The sequence below is a fragment of the Pannonibacter sp. CBAS1226 genome (genome assembly GCF_055685825.1).
The window spans coordinates 81,908-106,013 of record NZ_JBVOUO010000004.1; the positions used below are offsets into that span (position 1 = coordinate 81,908).

21 protein-coding genes and 2 riboswitches are annotated in these 24,106 nt (G+C 63.6%); all 21 genes read right to left on the reverse strand.

Annotated elements, in window-relative coordinates; genetic code table 11:
• Positions 1-119 precede the first annotated feature (119 nt).
• Positions 120-2,324 carry a class 1b ribonucleoside-diphosphate reductase subunit alpha gene (gene nrdE, locus AC0CMF_RS13015; RefSeq protein WP_058900561.1) on the reverse strand — a complete coding sequence of 735 codons (2,205 nt, stop codon included), beginning with the start codon at positions 2,322-2,324 and terminating at the stop codon, positions 120-122.
• Entirely contained in the window at positions 2,318-2,716 is a 399-nt protein-coding gene (gene nrdI, locus AC0CMF_RS13020) for a class Ib ribonucleoside-diphosphate reductase assembly flavoprotein NrdI (RefSeq protein ID WP_094462737.1), read from the reverse strand. Before nrdI ends, nrdE begins: the two co-directional genes overlap by 7 nt.
• Before the next feature lie 22 nt (positions 2,717-2,738).
• Positions 2,739-2,960 carry a glutaredoxin-like protein NrdH gene (gene nrdH, locus AC0CMF_RS13025; protein WP_019963799.1) on the reverse strand — a complete coding sequence of 74 codons (222 nt, stop codon included), beginning with the start codon at positions 2,958-2,960 and terminating at the stop codon, positions 2,739-2,741.
• Positions 2,961-3,250: 290 nt separating this feature from the next.
• Positions 3,251-3,465: riboswitch (cobalamin riboswitch) on the reverse strand.
• A gap of 71 nt (positions 3,466-3,536) precedes the next feature.
• Positions 3,537-3,998: a pseudoazurin gene (locus tag AC0CMF_RS13030; protein WP_374630021.1), complete on the reverse strand. Its 462-nt coding sequence runs from the start codon at positions 3,996-3,998 to the stop codon at positions 3,537-3,539.
• The gene (locus AC0CMF_RS13035; RefSeq protein WP_374630022.1) at positions 3,995-4,798 is read right to left on the reverse strand and encodes an ABC transporter ATP-binding protein; all 804 of its coding nucleotides are present in this window, start codon (positions 4,796-4,798) and stop codon (positions 3,995-3,997) included. Before AC0CMF_RS13035 ends, AC0CMF_RS13030 begins: the two co-directional genes overlap by 4 nt.
• Positions 4,795-5,820 carry a FecCD family ABC transporter permease gene (locus tag AC0CMF_RS13040; RefSeq protein ID WP_374630023.1) on the reverse strand — a complete coding sequence of 342 codons (1,026 nt, stop codon included), beginning with the start codon at positions 5,818-5,820 and terminating at the stop codon, positions 4,795-4,797. Before AC0CMF_RS13040 ends, AC0CMF_RS13035 begins: the two co-directional genes overlap by 4 nt.
• The gene (locus AC0CMF_RS13045; protein WP_374630034.1) at positions 5,820-6,782 is read right to left on the reverse strand and encodes an ABC transporter substrate-binding protein; all 963 of its coding nucleotides are present in this window, start codon (positions 6,780-6,782) and stop codon (positions 5,820-5,822) included. Before AC0CMF_RS13045 ends, AC0CMF_RS13040 begins: the two co-directional genes overlap by 1 nt.
• Positions 6,783-7,038: 256 nt before the next feature.
• A riboswitch (cobalamin riboswitch) is annotated at positions 7,039-7,284 on the reverse strand.
• 94 nt (positions 7,285-7,378) lie between these two features.
• Positions 7,379-7,999 (reverse strand): 2,3-bisphosphoglycerate-dependent phosphoglycerate mutase, encoded by a 621-nt coding sequence (locus tag AC0CMF_RS13050; RefSeq protein WP_019963794.1) that lies wholly within the window; start codon positions 7,997-7,999, stop codon positions 7,379-7,381.
• A gap of 31 nt (positions 8,000-8,030) precedes the next feature.
• A complete protein-coding gene (gene dapB / locus AC0CMF_RS13055) occupies positions 8,031-8,834 on the reverse strand; it encodes a 4-hydroxy-tetrahydrodipicolinate reductase (RefSeq protein WP_058900563.1) in 804 nt (267 codons plus the stop codon).
• 272 nt (positions 8,835-9,106) lie between these two features.
• Positions 9,107-11,233: a polyribonucleotide nucleotidyltransferase gene (pnp, locus tag AC0CMF_RS13060; protein WP_058898243.1), complete on the reverse strand. Its 2,127-nt coding sequence runs from the start codon at positions 11,231-11,233 to the stop codon at positions 9,107-9,109.
• 228 nt (positions 11,234-11,461) lie between these two features.
• Positions 11,462-11,731: a 30S ribosomal protein S15 gene (rpsO, locus tag AC0CMF_RS13065; protein ID WP_050473478.1), complete on the reverse strand. Its 270-nt coding sequence runs from the start codon at positions 11,729-11,731 to the stop codon at positions 11,462-11,464.
• Positions 11,732-11,950: 219 nt separating this feature from the next.
• Positions 11,951-12,886, reverse strand: coding sequence for a tRNA pseudouridine(55) synthase TruB (truB, locus tag AC0CMF_RS13070; RefSeq protein WP_374630024.1), 936 nt, complete (start codon positions 12,884-12,886; stop codon positions 11,951-11,953).
• A gap of 40 nt (positions 12,887-12,926) precedes the next feature.
• The gene (gene rbfA, locus AC0CMF_RS13075; protein ID WP_374630025.1) at positions 12,927-13,355 is read right to left on the reverse strand and encodes a 30S ribosome-binding factor RbfA; all 429 of its coding nucleotides are present in this window, start codon (positions 13,353-13,355) and stop codon (positions 12,927-12,929) included.
• 154 nt (positions 13,356-13,509) lie between these two features.
• Positions 13,510-16,248: a translation initiation factor IF-2 gene (gene infB, locus AC0CMF_RS13080; RefSeq protein WP_374630026.1), complete on the reverse strand. Its 2,739-nt coding sequence runs from the start codon at positions 16,246-16,248 to the stop codon at positions 13,510-13,512.
• A gap of 8 nt (positions 16,249-16,256) precedes the next feature.
• Positions 16,257-16,919 (reverse strand): RNA-binding protein, encoded by a 663-nt coding sequence (locus AC0CMF_RS13085; protein ID WP_472481897.1) that lies wholly within the window; start codon positions 16,917-16,919, stop codon positions 16,257-16,259.
• Positions 16,920-17,060: 141 nt separating this feature from the next.
• Positions 17,061-18,686 carry a transcription termination factor NusA gene (gene nusA / locus AC0CMF_RS13090; RefSeq protein WP_058898246.1) on the reverse strand — a complete coding sequence of 542 codons (1,626 nt, stop codon included), beginning with the start codon at positions 18,684-18,686 and terminating at the stop codon, positions 17,061-17,063.
• Between the two features lie 68 nt (positions 18,687-18,754).
• Entirely contained in the window at positions 18,755-19,426 is a 672-nt protein-coding gene (gene rimP / locus AC0CMF_RS13095; RefSeq protein ID WP_082205983.1) for a ribosome maturation factor RimP, read from the reverse strand.
• Positions 19,427-19,656: 230 nt separating this feature from the next.
• Positions 19,657-20,343: a tRNA (guanosine(46)-N7)-methyltransferase TrmB gene (gene trmB / locus AC0CMF_RS13100; protein WP_050473471.1), complete on the reverse strand. Its 687-nt coding sequence runs from the start codon at positions 20,341-20,343 to the stop codon at positions 19,657-19,659.
• Positions 20,344-20,454: 111 nt separating this feature from the next.
• The gene (gene metK, locus AC0CMF_RS13105; RefSeq protein ID WP_050473470.1) at positions 20,455-21,627 is read right to left on the reverse strand and encodes a methionine adenosyltransferase; all 1,173 of its coding nucleotides are present in this window, start codon (positions 21,625-21,627) and stop codon (positions 20,455-20,457) included.
• 221 nt (positions 21,628-21,848) lie between these two features.
• On the reverse strand, positions 21,849-22,256 hold the full coding sequence (locus tag AC0CMF_RS13110) for a helix-turn-helix domain-containing protein (RefSeq protein ID WP_019963782.1): 408 nt from the start codon (positions 22,254-22,256) through the stop codon (positions 21,849-21,851).
• A 205-nt stretch (positions 22,257-22,461) separates the two neighbouring features.
• Entirely contained in the window at positions 22,462-24,078 is a 1,617-nt protein-coding gene (gene lnt / locus AC0CMF_RS13115) for an apolipoprotein N-acyltransferase (protein ID WP_472481900.1), read from the reverse strand.
• Positions 24,079-24,106 lie beyond the last annotated feature (28 nt).

Below are 24,106 nucleotides of genomic sequence, written 5' to 3' on the forward strand. Positions count from 1 at the left end.
CACGGGCCAGACAGCTTACACCAATGCTCGATGAGCTTGACTTATCGAGCATTGGTTAAGCCCTTGCGGCGCTTGAGCATTTTCAAGGCTTGATGCGTTAGCATCTCAGAGCCTTGGTATTAGAGAGTGCAGGACACGCAGCCCTGAACCTGCGTGCCGTCCAGAGCCATCTGGCGCAGGCGGATGTAATAGATGGTCTTGATGCCCTTCTTCCAGGCGTAGATCTGTGCCCGGTTGATGTCGCGGGTCGTGGCCGTGTCGCGGAAGAACAGCGTCAGCGACAGGCCCTGATCCACGTGCTGGGTGGCCGCGGCATAGGTGTCGATGATCTTCTCCGGCCCGATCTCGTAGGCATCCTGATAATAGTCGAGGTTCTCGTTCGACATGTAGGGCGCTGGATAATAGACGCGGCCGATCTTGCCTTCCTTGCGGATCTCGATCTTCGACACGATCGGGTGGATCGAGGAGGTCGAGTGGTTGATGTAGGAGATCGAGCCGGTGGGCGGCACGGCCTGCAGGTTCTGGTTATAGAGCCCGCCTGCCATCACCTCGGCCTTGAGGGCGCGCCAGTCGTCCTGCGTCGGGATATGGATCCCGGCATCAGCGAAAAGCTGCGCCACGCGCTCCGTCTTCGGTGCCCAGACCTGATCCGTGTACTTGTCGAAATATTCGCCCGAAGCATACTTGGACTTCTCGAAGCCCTTGAAGCTGCGGCCCTTTTCGACAGCCAGACGGTTCGACGCGCGGACCGCATGATAGGTCACGGCGTAGAAGTAGATGTTGGTGAAGTCGATGCCTTCTTCCGAGCCATAGAAGATGCGCTCGCGGGCGAGGTAGCCGTGCAGGTTCATCTGGCCAAGGCCGATGGCATGGCTCTCCGCATTGCCACGGGCGATGGAGGGCACGGAGGTGATGTTGCTCATCTCGGCAACCGCCGTCAGGGCGCGGATGGAGGTTTCGACCGTGCGGCCGAAATCATCCGAATCCATCGTCTTGGCGATGTTCAGCGAACCGAGATTGCAGGAGATGTCCTTGCCGAGGTGCGAATAGGACAGGTCCTCCTCATAGAGGCTGGCCTCGCTCACCTGCAGGATTTCCGAGCACAGGTTGCTCATGGAAATGCGGCCGGCAATCGGATTGGCGCGGTTCACCGTGTCCTCGAACATGAGGTAGGGATAGCCGCTCTCGAACTGGATCTCGGCGATGATCTGGAAGAACTCGCGGGCCTTGATCTTGGACTTGCGGATGCGCGCGTCCTCGACCATCTCGCGGTACTTTTCCGTCACCGAAATCTCGGAGAAGGGCACGCCATAGACCCGCTCCACGTCATAGGGCGAGAACAGGTACATGTCCTCGTTGTTGCGGGCGAGCTCGAAGGTGATGTCCGGCACGACGACACCCAGCGACAGGGTCTTGATGCGGATCTTCTCGTCCGCATTCTCGCGCTTGGTGTCGAGGAAGCGCATGATGTCCGGGTGGTGGGCGTTCAGATACACCGCGCCTGCGCCCTGACGGGCCCCCAGCTGGTTGGCATAGGAGAAGCTGTCTTCCAGCAGCTTCATCACCGGGATGACGCCGGAAGACTGGTTCTCGATGTGCTTGATGGGCGCACCCGATTCGCGCAGGTTCGTCAGGCACAGGGCCACGCCGCCGCCGCGCTTGGACAGCTGCAGCGCCGAGTTGATCGACCGGCCGATGGACTCCATGTTGTCTTCGATGCGCAGCAGGAAGCAGGACACCAGCTCGCCACGGCTCTTCTTGCCCGCGTTGAGGAAGGTCGGCGTTGCCGGCTGGAAGCGGCCGGTGATGATCTCTTCCATCATCGCCATGGCCAGGGCTTCGTCGCCGCGCGCCAGCGCCAGCGCCACCATGCAGACGCGGTCCTCGTAACGCTCCAGATAGCGCTTACCGTCAAATGTCTTCAGCGTATAGGACGTGTAATACTTGAAGGCGCCAAGGAAGGTCGGAAAGCGGAACTTCTTTGCATAGGCAGCGTCGAACAGATCGCGCACAAAGGCAAAGGAATACTGTTCCAGAACCTCGGGCTCGTAGTAGCCTTCGGTGACCAGATAATCGAGCTTCTCCTTGAGGTTATGGAAGAAGACCGTGTTCTGGTTCACGTGCGAGAGGAAATACTGGCGCGCGGCCTCGCGGTCCTTCTCGAACTGGATCTTTCCCTCATCATCATAGAGGTTCAGCATCGCGTTCAGCGCGTGATAGTCCAGCGCCGTGGACTGGCGGGCATTGCTGCCGCCGGAAGCCGGGGCAACGGCTGCGGAGTGGGTCTTTGCGCCCGCGTCCTGCGGGGAATCCGTGTCTAGCATGTCCAAAACCGTTCCAGTCCGAGGGTGACGTTCTCGACATCCTCCGCCGTGCCCAGAAGCTCGAACCTGTAGAGGAACGGCACGTTGCACTTGGCGGAAATGATGTTGCCGGCGATGGCATAGCCTTCGCCGAAATTGGTGTTGCCCGCTGCGATGACGCCGCGGATGAGCTTGCGGTTCTGCTCCTCGTTGAGAAAGCGGATCACCGGTTTCGGCACCGCGCCCTTCGCCGTGCCGCCGCCATAGGTCGGCGTCACCAGCACGAAGGGCTCGCTCACGAGGGGCACGGGCGCGCTGGCGTCCACGGGCAGGCGGATGGCGTCAGTCCCGAGCTTCTCGACGAAGCGGCGGGTGTTTTCCGACGTGCTGGAAAAATAGACGAGCCTGCCCATGGTGCACGCGCCCTTCAGTGGTTCAGCCGAGGCCGCCGATCAGGTCCGGACGGAAACCGGCCCAGTGGTTTTCACCGGCGACAACCACCGGCACCTGACGGTAGCCAAGGCCGGTCACGTAGTCATAGGCCGCCGTGTCTTCGGAAATGTCCACCAGCGTGTAGTCGATGCCCTTGCGCTCCAGGGCGCGGGTGGTGGCATTGCACTGGACGCAGGCGGGCTTGCTGTAGACGGTGACGGTCATCGGTCGATCCTCATATGACGGACGTGACAAAGGGTTCGGCCACGCTTCTGCGCAGCCGGAGGCAGATAAAAACTCAAGGACAATTCCCGCGCTGCGGCACCCGGAGCAATCCGGTGGAGCGGAGGAAAAAGGGCCGCAGGTGACTACCCGGGCGGAAACTCGAAAACGGCTCTCTTCATCATGCCTGCACCCCGAAGCACTGCTGCCGAAGCAGATGGCACGGACCAGAGGGAGCGGACAGCCCGGCAAAGCCGGACATGAACTGACCACACCCCTCCGGCACCCCGCCGGTGGACGTTACGCTCAAGGCAGGTCTCCTGGCTCACGGGTCATCACGCCGCCCCGCCTTCCCAAGCCTTGCGGCCAAGTGGCAGAATGGGACGAACGCTCACCGTTCACAGTTGCGGGGGCAGCCTGGGAATTGCCGGATTTGCGCCGGTTTCACCCTGTTCCCGTCTTAGCTCGTCGGCGTTTCCACCGGAGAACCCTGAACAGGACTCAACATAGCGCAGATTCGATTTTTATCAATCCCTATGTGAGCCGACACAGGATACCCACAACATGTAGTTATCTGGCTCAGAGGCCGGAGCGAGCCAAAATCTCGGCAAAGCGCTTGAGGGAGGCGGGGGGAACGCTTGGATCCGGGAAGCCCTCGGGCCGGGCGGCATCGCCAACCCGAATCACCATCACCATACCCATGGTATAGTGCGGCGAGCATTTGATGCCATAGAGCCCCGGTTGATCAAAGGTGATGGAAATCTCCTCGTTGATCTTGCCGGTGAAACCGGCGAAGCCCTCGGGCACCATTATGGCAATGGAAGCGGCATTGTGGCTCTTGTGGCCAACCCGGAAGGTCACCGTATCGCCCGGCGCGATCTGCACGAAATCGGGCTCGAACACCATGGTGCCATGGGCGCCCCGGTTCAGCATCTGGACGTCGACAGTTCCGGCGCGGGTTGCGGCGGTGCTTGCCACGAGCAGGGACTGGGCAGAAACAAAGCTGAGGAAAAGGGTGCGGGCGAGGCTGCGCATCATCATGCTGCGGCTCCTTGAAGCGGGTGTTTGCGGCGGCGGCTGGATGGCCGGGCATACCGGATATGGCACTCGCCCTCCGGTCCTGTTTCCACCGTGGCCTCGACCTTGAAGACCCTGGCCAGAAGATCTGGGGTGAGAATGCCGCCGGGACGGCCCTGCGCAGCGATCCGGCCAGCGTCCATCACGATCAGCCGGTCGCAGAACATGGCCGCGTGATTGAGGTCATGCAGCGCGGCAATGACGCTGAGCCCCTGCGAGCTGACAAGATCCAGCAGGCCGATCTGGTGTTCGATGTCGAGGTGATTGGTGGGTTCATCCAGAATGAGGATCGTCGGCTGCTGTGCCAGGGCACGGGCGATCTGCAGCCGCTGCTTTTCCCCGCCGGAGAGGGTCAGCCATTCCCGTGTCTCGAAATCCTGCATGCCGGCCGCCGCGATTGCGTCCGAGACGATGGCATCGTCCTCGCCGGACCATTGCCGCAGAATGCTGAGATGCGGGGTGCGGCCAAGTTCCACGACCTGGCGCGCGGTCAGCCGCTCGCTGGTCTCCGCTTGCTGTTCGACTACGGCAATCCGGCGTGCAATGTCACGCCGGGACAGATCCGTCATGGGCGTGCCCATGACGGCCACATGTCCGGATGCGGGCTTGCGCAGCCCGGAGAGCATGGACAGAAGGGTCGATTTCCCCGAGCCGTTGGGTCCGGCGATGCCCAGAAACTCGCCTTCTGCGAGATCAAGGCTGACCTTGTCGTTGATGAGGCGGCCTTGCGCGCGCCATGTCAGGTCATGAGCTGTCAGCATCATCGTGTCACTGGCCTGTGGATCAGGAGAAGGGCAAAGGCAGGCGCTCCGGCAAGGGCGGTCATCACGCCGATGGGCAGCACCTGACCGGGGATCAGGATCCGCGACAGAATGTCGGCAAAGATCATGAAGACCGCACCGAGCCAGGCCGAAACCGGCAGCAGCAGCCCATGCCGGACGCCAACCAGCAGCCGGGCTGCATGGGGAATGACCAGTCCGACGAAGCCGATCGACCCGGCTATGCTGACCATGACGGCGGTCATGATGGCCGCCGTGGCGATCAGGATGATGTAGACCCGGCGCACCGGAACCCCGGCAGATGCGGCGGCGTTGGTTCCGAAGGCAAAGGCGTCCAGATGCCTTGCATGCAGCAGGCAGACGAGGAAACCGGCCAGGGCCACCGGCACGGCCAGCCCGGCATCCGGCCAGCGCACGCCCGACAGGTTGCCGAGCAGCCAGAACATGATGCCGCGTGCCTGATCGGCCGTCGCCGACTTGGTGACGATGAAGGAGGTGACCGCGTTGAAGAGCTGCGAACAGGTGATACCGGCCAGAATCACGGCGGCACTGCTGCGCCCGGCGAGGACGGCCAGCAAGCTGACCAGGCCGAAGGCCGTGAGCGCACCGGCAAAAGCCCCGAGGGGAAGCGACAGCAGCCCGCCCCCGAGCCCGAGAATGGCAACGCTGACCGCACCGGTGGAGGCCCCTGCCGAGATGCCGAGGATGTAGGGGTCGGCCAGGGCATTGCGCAGCAGCGACTGAAGGATTGCCCCGCACAAGGCCAGGGATGCCCCGCAGGCCGCAGCAGCCACGGCACGGGCGACCCGGTAGTTCCAGATCACCCCTTCGTCGATCGGATCAAGGACATAGCCGGCTGCCCAGAGCCGGTTGGCGGCCGTCTGGAAGACGGTATCAACCGGGATGGAGGTCTCGCCAATGGCAGCCCCGGCGGCAAGAGCTGCAATGAGAGAGGCGGCGCCAAGCGCACCGCCTCCCCATTTTCCGGCGTGGAAAGGAAGCGTCATCACTTGGCGAGGCCGAAGCCGGCCAGCGCATCCATGACGATGATCCGGCCTTCCTTGACCGCTGGCATCAGGCTGGTGACCGGATCCTCCTTGAGGAACTTCTGCTTCAGCTCCACGTCATCGGCGGGGAACCGGCGGCGGTCCATCTTGCCGGCGACGATCACGGTGGGGTTGGACCGGGCAATCGTCTCCCAGCCGACGGTCGGCCACTCTTCGTCGCTCTCGATCACATTCTTCAGGCCGAGGCTTGCGGTCATGTAGCCGGGTGCGCCCTTCTGGCCCGCCACGTAAGGGTCGATCGCCAGATCGGCACTCGAGAACCAGAAGACCGCCGAGACTTCGCCATTGACGGCTCCGATCTTCCGGCGCGCGGCCTCCTCCCGCTCCTTCAGCTCTGCGATCAGGGCAGCGCCCCTGTCCTCGACATCGAAGATGCGGGCGAGGTCGTCGATCTCCTGGTAGATCAGGTCCATGGAGAAGCTGGCCTTGCGCAGCCCGTCATCACCGGCAGAATTGTCCTTGCCGATGCAGTCGGCCGGCGATGTGTAGACGGCGATCCCCAGTTCCTCGAGCTGTTCCACAGTGGCGACGACGCCCTGCGGGCCGATCTGCCACTGAAACTGGGTGGTCACCAGCTCCGGCCGGGCTCCCGTCACACTTTCAAAGCTCGGCGCATTGTCTGCAAGACGCGGCACCGTGGCGTTGACCTCCTCATAGCCCTCAATAACCGGGCCGATCCAAAGGGCTGTCCCGGTGATCTTGTCCGCCTGTCCCAGCAGATAGAGAATCTCGGTGGTACTCTGGCCCACGGAGACGGTGCGCTCCGGCGCCCTGGTGAAGGTCAGTTCCTTGCCGCAGTTCTCCAGCGTCAGCGGATACTGGGTCTTTCCGGCGTGAGCGGCACCAGACAAGGCGAAAGATGCGCAGGCAGCAAGGCCTGCGGCGGCAGCAAAATTGCGCAGAAGCACGGGAGGTTTCCTTCCTTTGGGCAGATGTCATGTCAAGGCGCCGCAATGCGGCTGCATCACGCCTTGAAATGCTCAAGCTCCGCGCGGACCAGACAGCAGTCCGCTGAAGCGGCTGGAGCCAGCGCAGGACCGGGAAGGCAGGGAAGCGCATGCCCCCCGGAGGAAAGGGCAGCAAAACGTCTTGCAGGCCCGAAGGCCTGAGGCAGGAATACCGTCATTTTGATCCTCCTTGAGCATCCCCGCTCAAGCATCTGGATTTCACATGACGGCAGGTCTCCTGGCTCACAGATTTCAGGCCGGTCATTTGCCTTCCCGCACCAGTTGAGGACTGGCGCAGTGACCCGGCGCTTCCGAGGAAGCGCCGCAAGAATGACCGGCATCTGCTTACAGTTGCGGGGGCAGCCACGGATTTGGCCCCTGATTGGGTCGTCCGTACCGTGTTCCCTTTTAATCCCGGCAGCTCTCACTGCCAGAAACCGTCGCAGAAGTAGTATTTTCCGGAAGGCGAACCGTCAAGCTGCAGCTGTGCGGCGGTGCCAACAAAAAAAGGCGCCCCTTGCGGGAGCGCCTTTCCGGATGTGCTCTGCGGATCAGTCTGCCAGATCCTCGACGCTGACCACCTGGCCGTCTTCATCCAGACGGTAGACGACCGGTGCGCCGGTGCCCAGTTCGCGCTTGAGGATCTGTTCCGGCGTCAGCTTTTCCAGCTCCATGATCAGCGCGCGCAGGGAGTTGCCATGGGCGGCAACGATCACGCGGGTGCCTTCCATGACGCGCGGCAGGATCTCGGCGCGGTAGTAGGGCAGAACGCGCTCGGCCGTCATCTTCAGGCTTTCGCCGCCCGGAGGGGGCACGTCGAAGGAGCGGCGCCAGATGTGCACCTGCTCCTCGCCGAACTTCTCGCGGGCTTCATCCTTGTTCATGCCGGTGATGTCGCCGTAGTCGCGCTCGTTCAGGGCCTGATCGCGGATCGTCTCCAGACCGTCCTGGCCGAGTTCGGCAAGGATGAGCTTCAGCGTGTGCTGCGCGCGGGTCAGGTCCGAGGTGAAGGCGACGTCGAACTTCAGCTTCATGTCGCGCAGCTTGCCGCCGGCGGCCTTGGCTTCACCGATGCCCTGCTCGGTCAGGTCCGGGTCCTTCCAGCCGGTGAAGAGGTTCTTGAGGTTCCATTCGCTCTGGCCGTGGCGGACGAGCACCAAGAGACGTTCCATGCACCGATCTCCTTGAATTTCTGAAGGTATGTCAGTCGTTGAGGCCGAGCACGTCGGCCATGGAGTAAAGGCCCGGCTTGCGGTCGCGCGCCCACAGGGCCGCCCTGACTGCACCACGGGCAAAGATCTGGCGGTCTTCCGCCTTGTGGGTCAGTTCGACCCGCTCACCCTCACCGGCGAGGATGATGGTGTGGTCGCCGACGACAGAGCCGCCGCGCAGGGTGGCAAAGCCGATGGTGCCGGCCTCCCGCGGTCCGGTATGCCCGTCGCGCACCCGCACCGAATGCTCCGCCAGGCCGATGCCGCGCCCTTCGGCTGCAGCCTCGCCCAGCAGCAGCGCCGTGCCGGAGGGGGCATCCACCTTGTGGCGGTGGTGCATCTCGACGATTTCCAGATCGTAATCGGGGCCAAGGGCTGCGGCGGCCTTCTTCACCAGCGCCGCCAGCAGGTTGACGCCAAGGCTCATGTTGCCGGACTTGACGAGCCGGGCATGGCGGGCGGCAGCCTCCAGCTTCGGCAGGTCCTCATCCGTCCAGCCGGTGGTGCCGATGACGTGCACGATGCGCGCCTGGGCGGCGAGTTCGGCAAAATGCAGGCTGGCCTTGGGAGCGGTGAAATCCAGCACGCCTTCGGCGGCCGCAAAGGCGGTCAGCGGATCATCCGTGATCCTGACGCCGAGGGGCCCGAGACCGGCGAGCTCGCCAGCATCTTTGCCGAGGGCCGGTGAGCCTTCCCGTTCGATGGCGGCAGCAAGCACGCTGCCTTCCATGGCGGTGATGGCGCGCACAAGGGCCTGGCCCATCCGGCCGGCAGCCCCGACGACGACAAGACGCATCTGGCTCATGTGTGTTCCTGAATTTGTTTCCGGCCCGATATATCAGGCGGGAGGGGCGCGCGAAAGGGTTTGTGGCGGTGAAGCTGTGTGCCCGGGCCACGTGCATTCGTGCCCGGGGTGCCTTGTCCGCACACGCGGGAGGGACGCGAGGGTGCCGCAGGCCGTAAGGGACGCAGCGGCAGCGCAGGTCAAACCTGCCTGGCGCCGCTGAGCAAAAGAAAAGACCCGGGCTTGCGGCCCGGGTCCCATGTCTTTCAGGATGTGAAAACGGATTACTCCGCTTCCTTTTCCTTCTCGATTTCCTTGCCGGTTGCCTGATCGACAACCTTCATGGACAGGCGGACCTTGCCGCGCTCGTCGAAGCCCATGAGCTTGACCCACACCTTGTCGCCTTCCTTGATCACGTCAGTGACCTTGGCGACCTTCTGCGGGGCGAGCTGGGAGATGTGGACGAGGCCGTCCTTGGCACCGAAGAAGTTCACGAAGGCGCCGAAATCGACGCACTTCACGACCGTGCCTTCGTAGATCATGCCGATTTCCGGCTCAGCGGCGATGGAGTTGATCCAGTTGATCGCAGCCTTGATCGCCTTGCCGTCGGAGGAAGCCACCTTGACGGTGCCATCGTCCTCGATGTTGATCTTGGCGCCGGTCTTTTCCACGATCTCGCGGATGACCTTGCCGCCCGAACCGATGACTTCACGGATCTTGTCGACTGGGATCTTCAGCACTTCGATGCGCGGCGCATGTTCGCCGAGTTCCGAACGGGCTTCGGTGATCGCGTTGGACATTTCGCCGAGGATGTGGATGCGGCCATCGCGGGCCTGATCCAGAGCGACCTTCATGATCTCTTCGGTGATGCCGTCGATCTTGATGTCCATCTGCAGCGAGGTGACGCCGTTGGAGGTGCCGGCCACCTTGAAGTCCATGTCGCCGAGGTGGTCTTCATCGCCGAGAATGTCGGACAGAACGGCGAACTTGTCGCCTTCCTTGATGAGACCCATGGCGATACCGGCCACCGGAGCCTTCAGCGGAACGCCTGCATCCATCAGCGCCAGCGAGGTGCCGCAGACGGTTGCCATCGAGGACGAGCCGTTGGACTCGGTGATCTCGGAGACGACGCGCAGGGTGTAGGGGAACTCGTGGTGGTTCGGCAGCATCGGGTGGATGGCGCGCCATGCCAGCTTGCCATGGCCGATTTCACGGCGGCCCGGCGAGCCCATGCGGCCCGTCTCGCCCACGGAATAGGGCGGGAAGTTGTAGTGCAGCATGAAGTGCTGCTTGTAGGTGCCTTCCAGCGCGTCAACGAACTGCTCGTCTTCGCCGGTGCCGAGGGTGGCAACGACCATGGCCTGGGTTTCACCACGGGTGAACAGGGCCGAGCCGTGTGCACGCGACAGAATGCCGACTTCCGAGACGATCGGACGGACGGTCTTCAGGTCGCGGCCGTCGATGCGGTGGCCGGTCTCGATGATGGCGCCGCGAACGATCTCGGCTTCCAGCTTCTTGAACAGCTCGCCGACAACGGTGCCAGCCGGAGCTGCGTCGCCGCCGTTGGTGATGACGGCTTCCACGACCTTGGCCTTGGCCGCGTCAACGGCATTCTTGCGCTCGGTCTTGGAGGTGATCTTGTAGGCAGCGGTCAGATCGGCGGCAGCGATGCCCTTGATCTTGCCATAGAGCTCGGAGTGATCCGGCAGGTTGAGAGCGCGCGGCTCCTTGGCTGCGGTCTCGGCCAGCTTGATGATGGCGTCGATCACGGTCTGGAAACCGCGGTGACCGAACATCACAGCGCCGAGCATGATGTCTTCGTTCAGTTCCTTGGCTTCGGATTCCACCATCAGAACGGCGTCATTGGTGCCGGCGACGACGAGGTCGAGCAGCGAATCGGCCATGGTGTCAACGGCCGGGTTCAGCACGTATTCGCCATTGATGTAGCCGACGCGGGCGCCGCCGATCGGGCCCATGAACGGAACGCCCGACAGGGTCAGGGCAGCGGAGGCTGCGACCATGGCGAGGATGTCCGGGGCGTTTTCCATGTCATGCGACAGGACGGTCACGATCACCTGGGTGTCGTTCTTGTAGCCGTCGGCGAAGAGCGGACGGATCGGGCGGTCGATCAGGCGCGAGGTCAGGGTCTCGTGCTCGGACGGACGGCCTTCACGCTTGAAGTAGCCACCCGGGATCTTGCCGGCCGCGAAGGCCTTTTCCTGGTAGTTGACGGTGAGCGGGAAGAAGTCCTGACCGGGCTTCGGCTCCTTGGCGGACACGACAGTGGCCAGCACCTTGGTCTCGCCATAGGTGGCCATCACGGCGCCGTCAGCCTGACGGGCAACCTTGCCGGTCTCGAGCACGAGCGGGCGGCCTGCCCAGTCGACTTCAACACGATGAATATTGAACATGCAATGTCCTTACATATGCGTCCGCAGCCCCTTGGCATGCGGGCGGTTTCCGGCTGGCCCCGGATGGGCCGGTTACCGGGGACAGATCATGGGCAAGACGGCAAGACGCTTCCCGTGCCCCTTGGCACTTCCGGGAGAGCATCCGGCGATCCTGCCCCATGACTGTCATGAGACTTCCTATAAGCAAACGCGGCGGGCAAATCCACCCACCGCGTTTCCTTGTTATCCTTAGCGACGGATCCCGAGGCGGCCGATCAGCGTCTTGTAACGCCCTTCGTCCTTGCGGTTCAGGTAGTCGAGCAGGGAACGGCGCAGGGCCACCATCTTCAGCAGGCCACGGCGGGAATGGTTGTCCTTGCCGTGCCCCTTGAAGTGTTCGGTCAGGTTGTTGATCCGTTCGGTCAGAACGGCGACCTGCACTTCCGGAGAACCGGTGTCACCTTCCTTGATGCCATATTCCTTGATGAGCTGCGCCTTGCGCTCTGCAGTGATCGACATCGGTATGTCCTTTCATGGGATGAAGCTGGCCGGGCCAGCTATATATTGGCGGCGCGTGGCCGCCGTGTGCCGCTCCTGCCGTTCAGCCAGGGCCGGGATGTCGTCCAGCAAAGGTCGGGCAGAAGGGATCGGGGCCATCATTGGCCCGATTGCGCGGGAATATGACGGAGACGGCCTGCAAATTCCAGAAGAATCTTGAAAGGCCGCGCCCCGCCGTTCCTAAAGGTGAAGAATGCGCGAAGGCTGGAACCGGCCCTTGTCGATGAAGCCGAGCGCCACCGGCGTGCCGCCATGGCTGGCGAAGGCCAGATCGCAGGACAGCGGCGCATTGCGCCCGCGCAGCAGCACTGCCATGCCCTGGCGGATGCGGGCGGCATCGTCGCTGCTGACCGGCACTTCCGGCAGGTCCTCCAGCGCCTCTCGCACCGGCAGCAGGAAGTCCATCAGGGCCTCCACATTGCCTTCCGCCTCTTCGGCAGCTTCGCTCAGCTCCTCCAGCGTCACCATGTCCGCCTCGCCAAAAGGCCCGACGAGCAGGCGGCGCAGCTCGGTGACATGGCCGCAGGTGCCAAGGCGGCGGCCAAGGTCGCGCGCCAGAGCCCGGACATAGGTGCCCTTGCCGCATTCTGCCTCGAAGACGGCGCGGTCCGCGTCCGGCATGTCCACCAGCGTCAGGCGGTGCACGTCGATGGGCCGGGCTTCCAGCTCCACGTCCTCGCCGTCGCGGGCAAGATCATAGGCGCGCTCGCCGTCCACCTTGATGGCCGAGAATTTCGGCGGCACCTGCAGGATGGTGCCGGTGAATTCCGGCAGCACGGCGCCGATCGCGGCAGCATCCGGGCGCAGATCCGAGGTGGCGATGACCTCGCCTTCGGTGTCATCCGTATTGGTTTCCGCGCCCCAGGTGACTTCAAAGCGGTAGATCTTGCGCCCGTTCATCACCATGGGCACGGTCTTGGTCGCTTCGCCAAAGGCAATCGGCAGGCAACCGGAGGCACGCGGGTCCAGCGTGCCGGCATGGCCCACCTTTTCCGGATGCAGGATGCGCTTCAGGCGCGACAGGGCGTCATTGGAGGTCAGGCCATAGGGCTTGTCGAGCACCAGCCAGCCGTCAATGGCGTTGCGCGGGCGGCGCTGCTTCTGCGGACGGGACATGTTTGTTTCCTGAAATTCCGGATGGACCCAAGGGCGCGGTTCAATCCACGCGCTCATCACCGTCTTCGTCATCGCCGTCTGCAATGTCGCGCTTCACATCGGGTGTGTGCAGCAGCGCGCCAATGCGGTCGTCATCGTCAAAGCGGGTGTCGAGGATAAAGCGCAGGTCCGGCATGAATTTCATGGTCATGCGGCGGGACACCTGGCCGCGGAAGTACTTGGCGCTGCGGTTCAGCGCCTTCACCACCTTGTCGCCGTTCTGGCCGCCCAGCGGCATGATCAGGCAGGTGGCCAAACGCAGATCCGGCGTCATCCGCACTTCCGGGATGGTGATGATCACCCCGTCCAGGTCCGGGTCGGACAGCTGGCCGCGGGTAAGGATTTCCGACAGTTCCTTGCGCACGATTTCGCCGACGCGAAGCTGGCGCTGCGAGGGCATGCCGGCGCCCTCTCCTGATGTTCTGGCCATTGGGTCATCCACTCAAACAGGCCCACCGGGGACGGCCGGTGCCCTGCGAAAACAAACCGCCGGCGCAAAGGAAGCTCCTCGCGCCGGCGTGCAATCCTGCCAGCATTTCATCTGGCTCGATGCCCGGCGGATGCCGCCGGGCCTGGCGCTTGCCTTACAGCGTGCGGGCGATCTGCTCGACGCGGAAGCACTCGATGACATCGCCGACGCGCATGTCCTGGAAGTTGACGAAGTTCATGCCGCATTCCTGACCGGATTCGACAGACTTGACGTCATCCTTGAAGCGCTTGAGCGTGCCCAGCTTACCTTCGTGCACCACGACGTTGTCGCGGATGAGACGGACTTCGGCGCCGCGCTCGACGATACCTTCCGTGACAAGGCAGCCTGCCACCTTGCCCACCTTGGTGATGTCGAAGATCTCGCGGATCTCGGCATAACCGATGAAGGTTTCGCGCCGCTCGGGTGCCAGCATGCCGGACATCGCCGCCTTCACGTCATCCACGAGGTCGTAGATGATGTTGTAGTAGCGGATCTCGATGCCTTCACGCTCGGCCGCTTCACGGGCCTGCTTGTTGGCGCGCACGTTGAACGCGATGATCGAGGCATTCGAGGCGGTCGCCAGCGTGACGTCGCTCTCGGTGATGCCGCCAACGCCGGACAGGAGGATGCGGGCGCCGACTTCGTCGTTGCCGAGCTTCTCCAGCGCATGGGCGATGGCTTCCGCCGAACCCTGCACGTCCGCCTTGACCACCAGCGGGAAGTCCTTGCGGCCGCCGCTCTGCAGACGGCTCATCATCTGCTCCAGCGAGCCGCGCGAACCGGCCTTCAGCACGGACAGCTTCTCGCGCTTCTGACGCTGACGGTAGTCCACGATCTCGCGGGCACGGGCCTCGTTCTCGACCACGGCGACCTGGTCACCGGCGTCCGGCGTGCCCTGGAAGCCGAGGATTTCGACCGGCTTGGAGGGACCTGCCTCCTTCACCTGGTTGCCGTCCTCGTCCAGCATGGCGCGGACCTTGCCCCACTCGCCGCCGGCGACAAGAATGTCACCAACGCGCAGGGTGCCCTTCTGCACCAGAACGGTCGCCACCGGACCACGGCCCTTGTCGAGCTGGGCTTCGATGACGAGACCTTCGGCGGTGCGCTCCGGGTTGGCGCGCAGTTCCAGAACTTCCGACTGCAGCAGGATCATTTCCAGCAGGCGGTCGAGGTTCAGGCCGGTCTTGGCCGAAACTTCCACGTCGATGGTGTCACCGCCCATGGATTCCACGACGATCTCGTCATGGAGCAGTTCGGTGCGCACGCGGTTCGGGTCAGCGGCCGGCTTGTCGATCTTGTTGATGGCAACGATGATCGGCACACCGGCAGCCTTGGCATGCGAAATCGCTTCCTTGGTCTGCGGCATGACGCCGTCATCGGCAGCCACCACCAGCACGACGATATCGGTCGCCTTGGCGCCACGGGCACGCATCTGCGTGAAGGCGGCGTGGCCCGGCGTATCGATGAAGGTGATCTTCTGACCATTCTTCTCGACCTGATAGGCGCCGATGTGCTGGGTGATGCCACCGGCTTCGCCCGTCACCACCTTGGAATTGCGGATCGCATCCAGCAGCGAGGTCTTGCCGTGGTCAACGTGACCCATGATCGTGACGACCGGCGGACGCGAGATCAGCGTGCCTTCCTCGTCGGCTGCGGAGAACAGGCCGTCCTCCACGTCCGCTTCGGAGACGCGCTTGACCGTGTGGCCCAGTTCGGAAGCGATCAGTTCGGCCGTGTCTGCGTCGATCACGTCGTTGATCTTCAGCATCTGGCCCTGCTTCATCAGCAGCTTGATCACGTCCACGGAACGCTCGGCCATACGGTTGGCGAGTTCCTGGATGGTGATGACTTCCGGCAGGATGACTTCACGCGAGATCTTCTCGCGCACAGCCTGCATGCCGCCACGCTTTTCCTTTTCACGGCGGCGGCGCAGGGAGGCAAGCGAGCGCGAACGCTGCTCGTCCGACCCGCCGGTCGCGGCAGAAATGGTCAGCTTGGAACGGCGGCGGTCATCGCCGGTGCTGCGCTTGGCAACCGGAGCTGCCGGAGCCTTCGGGCGCTTGACGGTTCTGAGGCCGTTCTTGCGCTCTTCCTCGGCTTCTTCCTCGGCAGTGCGGCCGGCGGCCGGGCGCGGACGCTCGGGGGCAGCCGTTGCTTCGGGCTTGCGCGCGGCAGGGGCTTCAGCACGGGCAGCGGGAGCGGGCGCTGCAGCCGCCGGCTTCACCGGCTCAGGCTGAACTTCCGGCTCGGCTGCGCGGCGCTCGGCCTCTTCGGCCTCGCGGCGTGCGCGCTCTTCTTCCTCGACCTTGCGGCGGGCTTCTTCCTCAACGCGGCGGACCGCCTCTTCCTCGGCCCGGCGGATGGCTTCCTCTTCGGCGCGCTTGCGCTCCTCGATCTCGCGCTGCTGCGCAAGCTTGAGGGCGGCGGCACGGGCGGCTGCCTCTTCCTGGGTCAGGGAGCGGAGCACGGCACCGCCACCGGGGCGCTGCTGCTGGCCGCGGTTCTGCTGCTGCGGCCCACGGCGCTGCTGCTGATTGCGGTCGCCGCCCTGGTTCTGATTCTGGGGCTGCTGCTGGCGCTGGGGCGCCGGGGACTGGGCCTGTGCGGGGGCAGGAGCTGCCTCACGCGGACGCTCGGCCGGCGCAGATGCTGCTGCCGGGGCCTCGCCCTCGGGGCGCCCTTCCTGGCCGGGAACCACCACCCGGCGTTTCTTCTTTTCCACGACGACAGCCTTCGACCGGCCATGGGAGAAGCTCTGGCGAACAGTTCCCTGTTCGACGCCGCCCCGCTTGAGGCCGAGGGTCTTCCGCTCGACGTTGATCGTCTTGTCGCCTGGATTCTTCGTATCGTTCATATTTGCCTTCAGTCCTGCGCTACCGCACTGTCCGCGCCACAGCGTTCATACGTGACGGAACCTGCCCGGAAAGCCTCCAGTTGACGCACACGTTCAAGGAAGCCTTCGCTCGCCCGGCCAGCGAGCAGTGCAGCATGTATCACATTAGTGCGACCCAATGCCAAATCCAATTGAGTCGAATCGAACAAACGGACGACCGGACGGCCGCTTGCCAGCTCTGTCTGGCTCGCAGCGGCTGCCGCGAGCTTTCGAATCCCGTCCCCGGATGCATCCGAGGCATGAATGAGGGCGATCACCGGATCGCGCCGCAACGCGGCCTCGACCTTGGAAAACCCGGTCACCAGTTCCCCGGCCTTGCGGCACAGGGACAGTGCGGACAGCGCGCCCTTGACGAGCAGCGTATCGATAAGATCCGCCAGTCCGGGCTCCGCCTTCACCTCTGCCTTGAAGGCCTTGGCAAAGACACGCTTTTTCACGGCCGTCTCGACGGCCTCACGCTTTGCCGTGATCCAGACCCCGCGGCCTGGCAACTGGCGCTTGAGGTCCGGCACGACCTGCCCTTCCGGGTCCAGAACGAAGCGCATCAGCTCCGAAACCGGCAAGACCGCCCGCGAGAGCGCACATTGCCGTTCCAGCGGCTCGTTCTTCCTCGGCACCCGGTGGGCCTCCATTCCTTCCGCCCGCCTGCGCCTCACACAAGGCCGCAGGCAGGTTCTGGTTCCCGTTCATCCCGCAAGGCGGGCGCCGGCGCTGTGCCCCTGCCCGTCCTGCGGATGCGCTTCCCGGCGAAACCGCCCCGGAAGCCTTTTGCGTCAGGCGGTCTCGCCGGCGTCTTCTTCTTCGCCGTCTTCCGCCTCTTCCTCGAAGGTGCCCATGTGGGCCGCAAGCTCTTCCTCGGTGATCCAGCCTGCCGCAAGGCGTGCAGCCATGACCATGCCCTCGGCATCGGTGCGCGACACCGCGAAGGACGACAGGGCGCCGTCGAAACGCTTGGTCTCGCCGTCCTTGCGCTCGGTCCAGCCTACCAGATCATCGGCGGCGCAACCCGCCAGATCCTCGATCGTCTTGATGCCTTCCTTGCCCAGGGCAACCAGCATCGCGGTGGTCAGGCCATCGATCTGGCGCAGCTCGTCGGCAACACCCAGAGCGCGGCGCTCCTCGTCCTGCTTGGCTTCCAGCTCGGCGAGGTAATCACGGGCACGGGCCTGGATTTCCTCGGCGGTGTCATCATCGAAGCCTTCGATCATCGAGATTTCCTCGAGATCGACATAGGCCACTTCCTCAACCGACGTGAAGCCTTCGGTCGCCAGCAGCTGGCCAACCATCTCGTCCACGTTGAGGCATTCCATGAACAGGGTGGAGCGCTCCTGGAATTCCTTCTGGCGCCGCTCGCTTTCTTCCTGCTCGGTCATGATGTCGATGGCCCAGCCGGTCAGCTGCGAAGCCAGGCGCACGTTCTGGCCGCGGCGGCCAATGGCCAGCGACAGCTGCTCGTCCGGCACCACGACCTCGATGCGCTCGGCATCCTCGTCCACCACGACCTTGGCGACTTCCGCCGGCTGCAGGGCGTTGACGATGAAGGTCGCCTCATCCGGGTTCCACGGAATGATGTCGATCTTCTCGCCCTGAAGCTCGCCCACAACGGCCTGAACACGCGAACCGCGCATGCCGACGCAGGCGCCGACCGGGTCGATGGAGCTGTCCTTGGAAATGACGGCGATCTTGGCACGCGAACCCGGGTCACGGGCCACGGCCTTGATCTCGATGACGCCATCATAGATCTCCGGGACCTCCTGCGCAAAGAGTTTCGCCATGAATTGCGGATGGGTGCGCGACAGGAAGATCTGCGGGCCGCGCTGTTCGCGGCGCACGTCGTAGATATAGGCACGGATGCGGTCACCGGTGCGGAACAGTTCGCGCGGGATCAGCTCGTCACGGCGGACGATGCCTTCACCGCGGCCAAGGTCGACGATGACGTTGCCATATTCGGCGCGCTTGACCGTGCCGTTGACCACTTCGCCGATACGGTCCTTGAACTCGTCGAACTGACGGTCACGCTCGGCCTCGCGCACTTTCTGCACGATCACCTGCTTGGCGGACTGGGCGGCAATGCGGCCGAAGTCGAGCGGCGGCAGCGGCTCGGCGATATAGTCGCCGATCGTGGCTTCCGGGTTGCGCTGCTTGGCATCCTCGAGCGCGATCTCGGTGGAGAAATTCTCCACCGTCTCGACCACCTGGAGCAGGCGCTGCAGACGGATCTCACCGGTCTTCGGATTGATCTCTGCGCGCACTTCCGTCTCGGTGCCGTAACGGGAACGGGCCGCCTTCTGGATGGCGTCCTCCATGGCAGCGATCACGATGCCCCGGTCAATCGTCTTTTCCCGGGCAACCGCATCGGCGATCTGGAGCAGTTCCAGCCGGTTCGCGCTGATAGCCATTCTCGTTCACTCCTCTTGCGCGCCTGTTCTCCGCGCGCTTGTCTCAAAGCGTTGAAAAGGGGCAGGCCTCAGTTGGCCCGGTCTCCGGAGGAGCCGGAGCCGTCCCCGTCATCATCTTCGTCGTCGTCGTTATCGTGCTCGTATTCGAATTCCGTGTCCTCGTCGTCAAGGTCATCGGCATCGATGCCGCGGGCGGCAAGGGCAGCCTTTTCGGCCTTGAGCGCGGCGCGGATCAGATCGTCGGTCAGCACCAGCCGGGCTTCGCCGATCTCGCCAAGCGGCAGCAGAACCGGGTTCGGCGTGCCTTCCGGCGCGTCGGAAAGACGCAGCACGGCAGCCCCGCCTTCAACGCCGGTGATGACGCCGCGGAAACGCTTGCGGCCATCCTGCGGCACCGACATTTCGACCTTCGCCTCGTGGCCGGACCAGCGGACGAAATCGCTCTCGCGCACCAGCGGGCGGTCGATGCCTGGCGAGGAGACTTCCAGATGATAGGCGCGGTTGATCGGATCGTCCACGTCGAGGGCGGGCGAAACGGCGCGGCTGATTTCTTCGCAGTCATCCACGGTCATCGTGCCGTCGGGCCGCTCGGCCATGATCTGCAGGGTGCAGCCGTTTGCGGCGCTGATCTTCACGCGCACCAGCCGGTAGCCAAGGTCGGCGATCACCGGTTCCACGATGGCGGCAACGCGGGCATCAAGGCCGTCTTCGATGACGATACGGGGCTCTTGCAAACTCAATGCGTGTCTCCTGTCCGGGGGCGGTCCGGCGCCGGGATCTCCCGGCTGTCCATTCCGCCAGCATCACGACCGGCCTAAACAAAAAAGAGCGGGTCCTTCGCGGGGCCCACTCTCATACTGCTCCGATCGAGCCGCTAGAGAAGATGAATGGTGCCTTTATACGCAAGTCTGCCGGAAAAGCAAGGGCAAAGCCCGGATGCCGCCCTCCGGCAGATGCTCCTTCTGCGGGCTCAGCGCCGCAGGAAGGTCAGATAGCGCGGCACGCGGCCTTCCCTGAGCGCCTTGGCCTCATAGCGCGTGCCCGGCCAGCCGGCCCAGGGCTGGCGCCAGTCATCAGCCGTTTCGGCCGTCCATTCAAAGGCTTCGTGGTCACGGGTGTGGCGCAGGGTCCAGTCCACATAGGTGTCGATGTCGCTGGCAAAGCGGAATTGCGATCCCGGACGCAGGGCGCGGGCGTAGCGGTCGAGGTTCTTCGGGCTGATGAACCGGCGCTTCCAGTGGCGCTTCTTGTGCCAGGGGTCCGGATAGAGCTGATAGGCAAGGGACAGGCTTGCCTCCGGCAGCCAGTCAAGGATCTGCACCGCATCGTCGTCATAAAGGCGGACATTCTTCAGCCCGCCATCCACCACCTCGACCAGCGCCTTGCCCATGGAAGTGCTGAAAGGTTCGATACCGATGATGCCGACATCCGGATTCTCGCGGGCCCGGTGCAGCAGATGCTCGCCGCCGCCGAAGCCCACTTCCAGCCAGACTTCGCGCACGGGCGCTTCAAACAGGCTGGCAAGATCCGCAGGCGCGGGAACGGACGGATCCAGCCGCAGGCGCGGCATGTCCGTTTCCATCAGCGTGCTCTGGCGCGGCGTCAGCGGCTTGCCCTTGCGCCGTCCATAGAAGGAACCGTCGTAGAAATCAGTCATGGGTCCATGCGGTCAAACGAATGGCTGGGCGCTTCAGGAAACGCGCCCCCGGATAGGAAACGCCGGCCGCCATCGGGCAGCCGGCGCTCCGGTTCATGAAGACGGGCTGCCTCAGCCGGCAAAGCCCTTGAGCGCGCCCACCAGATCGGTGGCTTCCCAGGAGAAGCCGCCATCGGCTTCCGGCGCACGGCCGAAGTGGCCGTAAGCGGCGGTGCGCTCATAGATCGGGGCATTGAGCTTCAGGTGCTGGCGGATGCCGCGCGGGGTGAGGCTCATGATGTCGCGCAGGCCCTTTTCGAGTCTGGCTTCATCGCAGCGGCCGGTGCCATGCAGGTCGACATAGACCGACAGCGGCTCGGACACGCCGATGGCGTAGGACAGCTGGATGGTGCAGCGGTCGGCAAGGTCGGCGGCCACGACGTTCTTGGCGAGGTAGCGCGCGGCATAGGCGGCCGAACGGTCCACCTTGGTCGGGTCCTTGCCGGAGAAGGCGCCGCCGCCATGGGGCGCTGCACCGCCGTAGGTGTCCACGATGATCTTGCGGCCGGTCAGGCCGCAGTCGCCGTCCGGACCGCCGATGACGAAGGCGCCGGTCGGGTTCACGTGCCATGCGGTCTGCTCGTCGATCCAGCCATCCGGCAGGGCGCTGCGGATGTAGGGCTCGACGATGGTGCGCACATCGCGCGAGGTGAGCGTGGCATCGAGATGCTGGGTCGACAGCACGATGGAGCTGACGCCAACCGGAACGCCGCCCTTGTAGCGGACGGTCACCTGGCTCTTGGCATCAGGCCCCAGCACTGGCTCGCGGCCCGACTTGCGGGCTTCGGCGAGCAGGCGGAGAATCTTGTGGGAGTAGTAGATCGGCGCGGGCATCAGCTCCGGCGTCTCGCGGCAGGCATAGCCGAACATGATGCCCTGGTCGCCTGCGCCTTCGTCCTTGTTGTCGCCGGCGTCAACGCCCTGAGCGATATGGGCGGACTGGGCGTGCAGGTACACGGAGATGTCGCAGTTTTCCCAGTGGAAGCCTTCCTGGGCGTAGCCGATATCCTTGACGGCCAGACGCGCCAGATGGGCCACGTAATCCTTGGTGATGGTCGCAGGGCCACGGGTTTCACCGGCAATCACGATGCGGTTCGTGGTTGCAAGGGTCTCGCAGGCAACGCGTGCCTCGGGCATTTCACGCAGGTAAGCGTCAACGACGGCATCGGAAATGCGGTCGCACACCTTGTCGGGATGACCTTCCGAGACGGACTCGGAGGTGAAGAGATAGTCCTGACGGGCCATAGCCGAACGTCCTTCTGGGAAAATATGAACATGGCGGCGGAATTTCTCCGCCGCCAAGTCAAGTGATGAAGCAGATTGGCCAGCGAGCGTCAAGTTCCCTCGCCGTTGAAGATCATCTGACGCTGCATCCCGGTGAGCCTATATCACCGGAGCGTAATCAAACCCTTATGCTGTCTCAGCATTTTCGAGGTAAGATGTAGCAGCATCTTCAAAGCTTTGTGTCAGGCCTCGTCGCCGGCAAGCGCGCGGACCAGATCGACGATCTTGCGGCGCACCTTGGGGTCCTCGATCCGCACAAAGGCCTTGTTCAGGGACAGGCCTTCGGAGGAGGAGAGGAAGTCGACCACATAGGAGGTCGGCTGCGACTCGCCAAAGCCTTCGAAGTCGTCCGGCGAACCGGGGGCGTCCTCGAAGAAGAAGGCAACCGGCACCTTGAGCACGGTCGAGATGTGCTGCAGGCGCGAGGCACCGATGCGGTTGGTGCCTTTTTCGTATTTCTGGATCTGCTGGAACGTGATGCCGAGGCTCTCACCGAGCTTCTCCTGGCTCATGCCAAGCATCATGCGGCGCAGACGGACGCGGCTGCCGACATGCACGTCGATCGGGTTAGGTGCTTTCTTGCTGGGCATTGCCCTCATCTTTCGGTTCAGCGTGTCCTCCGGCCAGAAGGTGCACGCGGGTTTTCAAGAACACGAAACACACGTTGAGCTGCCATCCTGGCGCTTCGGGTGCGGACCGGACCACCCACTGCCGGTCCTCTGTTTCGCGGTTTCCACTGCTCCTCCGGAAGCTGCGGTTGTACTACACTATGCTGACGGACTCTCTCATTCAATATCAATTATGACGCGAAGGCAGGTTGAGGCTCGCTAAAGTAAAAAATGTAGTAAAAATGATCAGGAGTCCGGCCAGTCCCGCATCGCCATACCGGGCATAAAGCGTTGCCGGCAACGGTGCGGTGAGGTGTGCGTCAATCACGCCGGACCGGTTGAGGGCAAGGGACCCTGTTACCCGGCCATATGGATCGACAAAAGCTGATATACCTGTATTGGCAGATCTGACAAGGGGTAATCCCTGCTCAATGGCCCGGAACCGGGCTTGCGCCAGATGCTGATAGGGTCCTGCCGTATCGCCGAACCAGGCATCATTGGTGACATTGAGCAGCCACTCCGGCCGGTTTCCGGCCTCTGACGCCATTTGCGGAAAGATCGCCTCGTAGCAGATCAGGGGCAGAAAGGGGGGCAGTCCGCCCGTCGCCATGACGCGGGGTGCGTAGCCGGCGGTGAAGGCGCCAGGGGCATTGACCAGCTTGCGGATACCCAGCCGTTCGAGCAGCTCCGACAGGGGGAGATACTCTCCGAAGGGCACGAGCCGCACCTTGTCATAGGCATCCAGAATCTCGCTGCCATCGCCAATGACGTAGATGCTGTTGTAATATTTTGTTTCGTCAGGTCCTCTTTCGGCGCGGATTGCGCCTGTAACAAGTGTCTGATGCGGCTCCAGAAGAGAATCTATCTCGGATAAAGCTTCAGGAGAACTTGTCAGAAGAAAAGGAAATGCAGATTCGGGCCAGACAAAGACCGTGCGCGTGGCGTCGGCCATTTCATCATTTCTGGCAGATCGGCTCAACCCAAGATAGCTTCTGAAAATCGAAACTTTATTCTCGGGAAGCCATTTCTCTTTTTGCGCGATATTGGGTTGTATTATGCGGATGACGGCCGGAGGCTGCGCCAGCACGGCTGGTTCTGCAAGCCTTGCCGTGCCCCAGCCCCACAGCCCGGCGAGCAGTGCCAGGCTCAGGCCCAGCGGCAGCCAGTTGCGGCGCCCGGTATCGGCAAGGGCCGCCGGTGCGGTTGCACAGGCGATGACAAGGGCGCTCAGCCCGTAGATGCCGATGAGACTGGCGCTCTGGGACAGGGCGAGGCTGCCGGACACACTGTAGCCAAAGCTGTTCCAGGGAAATCCGGTCAGGATATGGCCGCGGAGCCAGTCCGAAATGGCCAGAAGCCCCGCAAGCAGCAGCATGCGGCCCGCATGTTCGGGCCAGAAGCGGGTGGCCAGTGCAATGGCCGCTGCTTGAAACAGCGCCAGCCCGGCCGGAAGACCCGCAATGGCAAAGGGCAGCATCCAGGCATATTGCTCGGCTTCCACCAGAAAGGCGCTGCCGATCCACCACAGGCCGGCAAGGAAATAGCCAAAGCCGAAGCACCAGCCAATGGCAAAGCCGGCCCGCATCCGCCGTCCGGGGGGAACGCTGTCCTTTGCGCCCGCCGCACCGTCGATCAGCCACACGAGAGCCGGCAGGGTGACAAAGAGCACGGGGAGAATGTTGAACGGCGGCAGGGCCAGAACCGACGCTGCGCCTGCGGCAAAGGCCAGAAGCCACCGTCTCTTGCCGTGCGCCAGAAGGAAGGGGCTGGCGGCGCGCCGTATCAGGTCTGGCAGGAAGGGCATTGTCATATTTCTCCGCCGCTTACGGCCT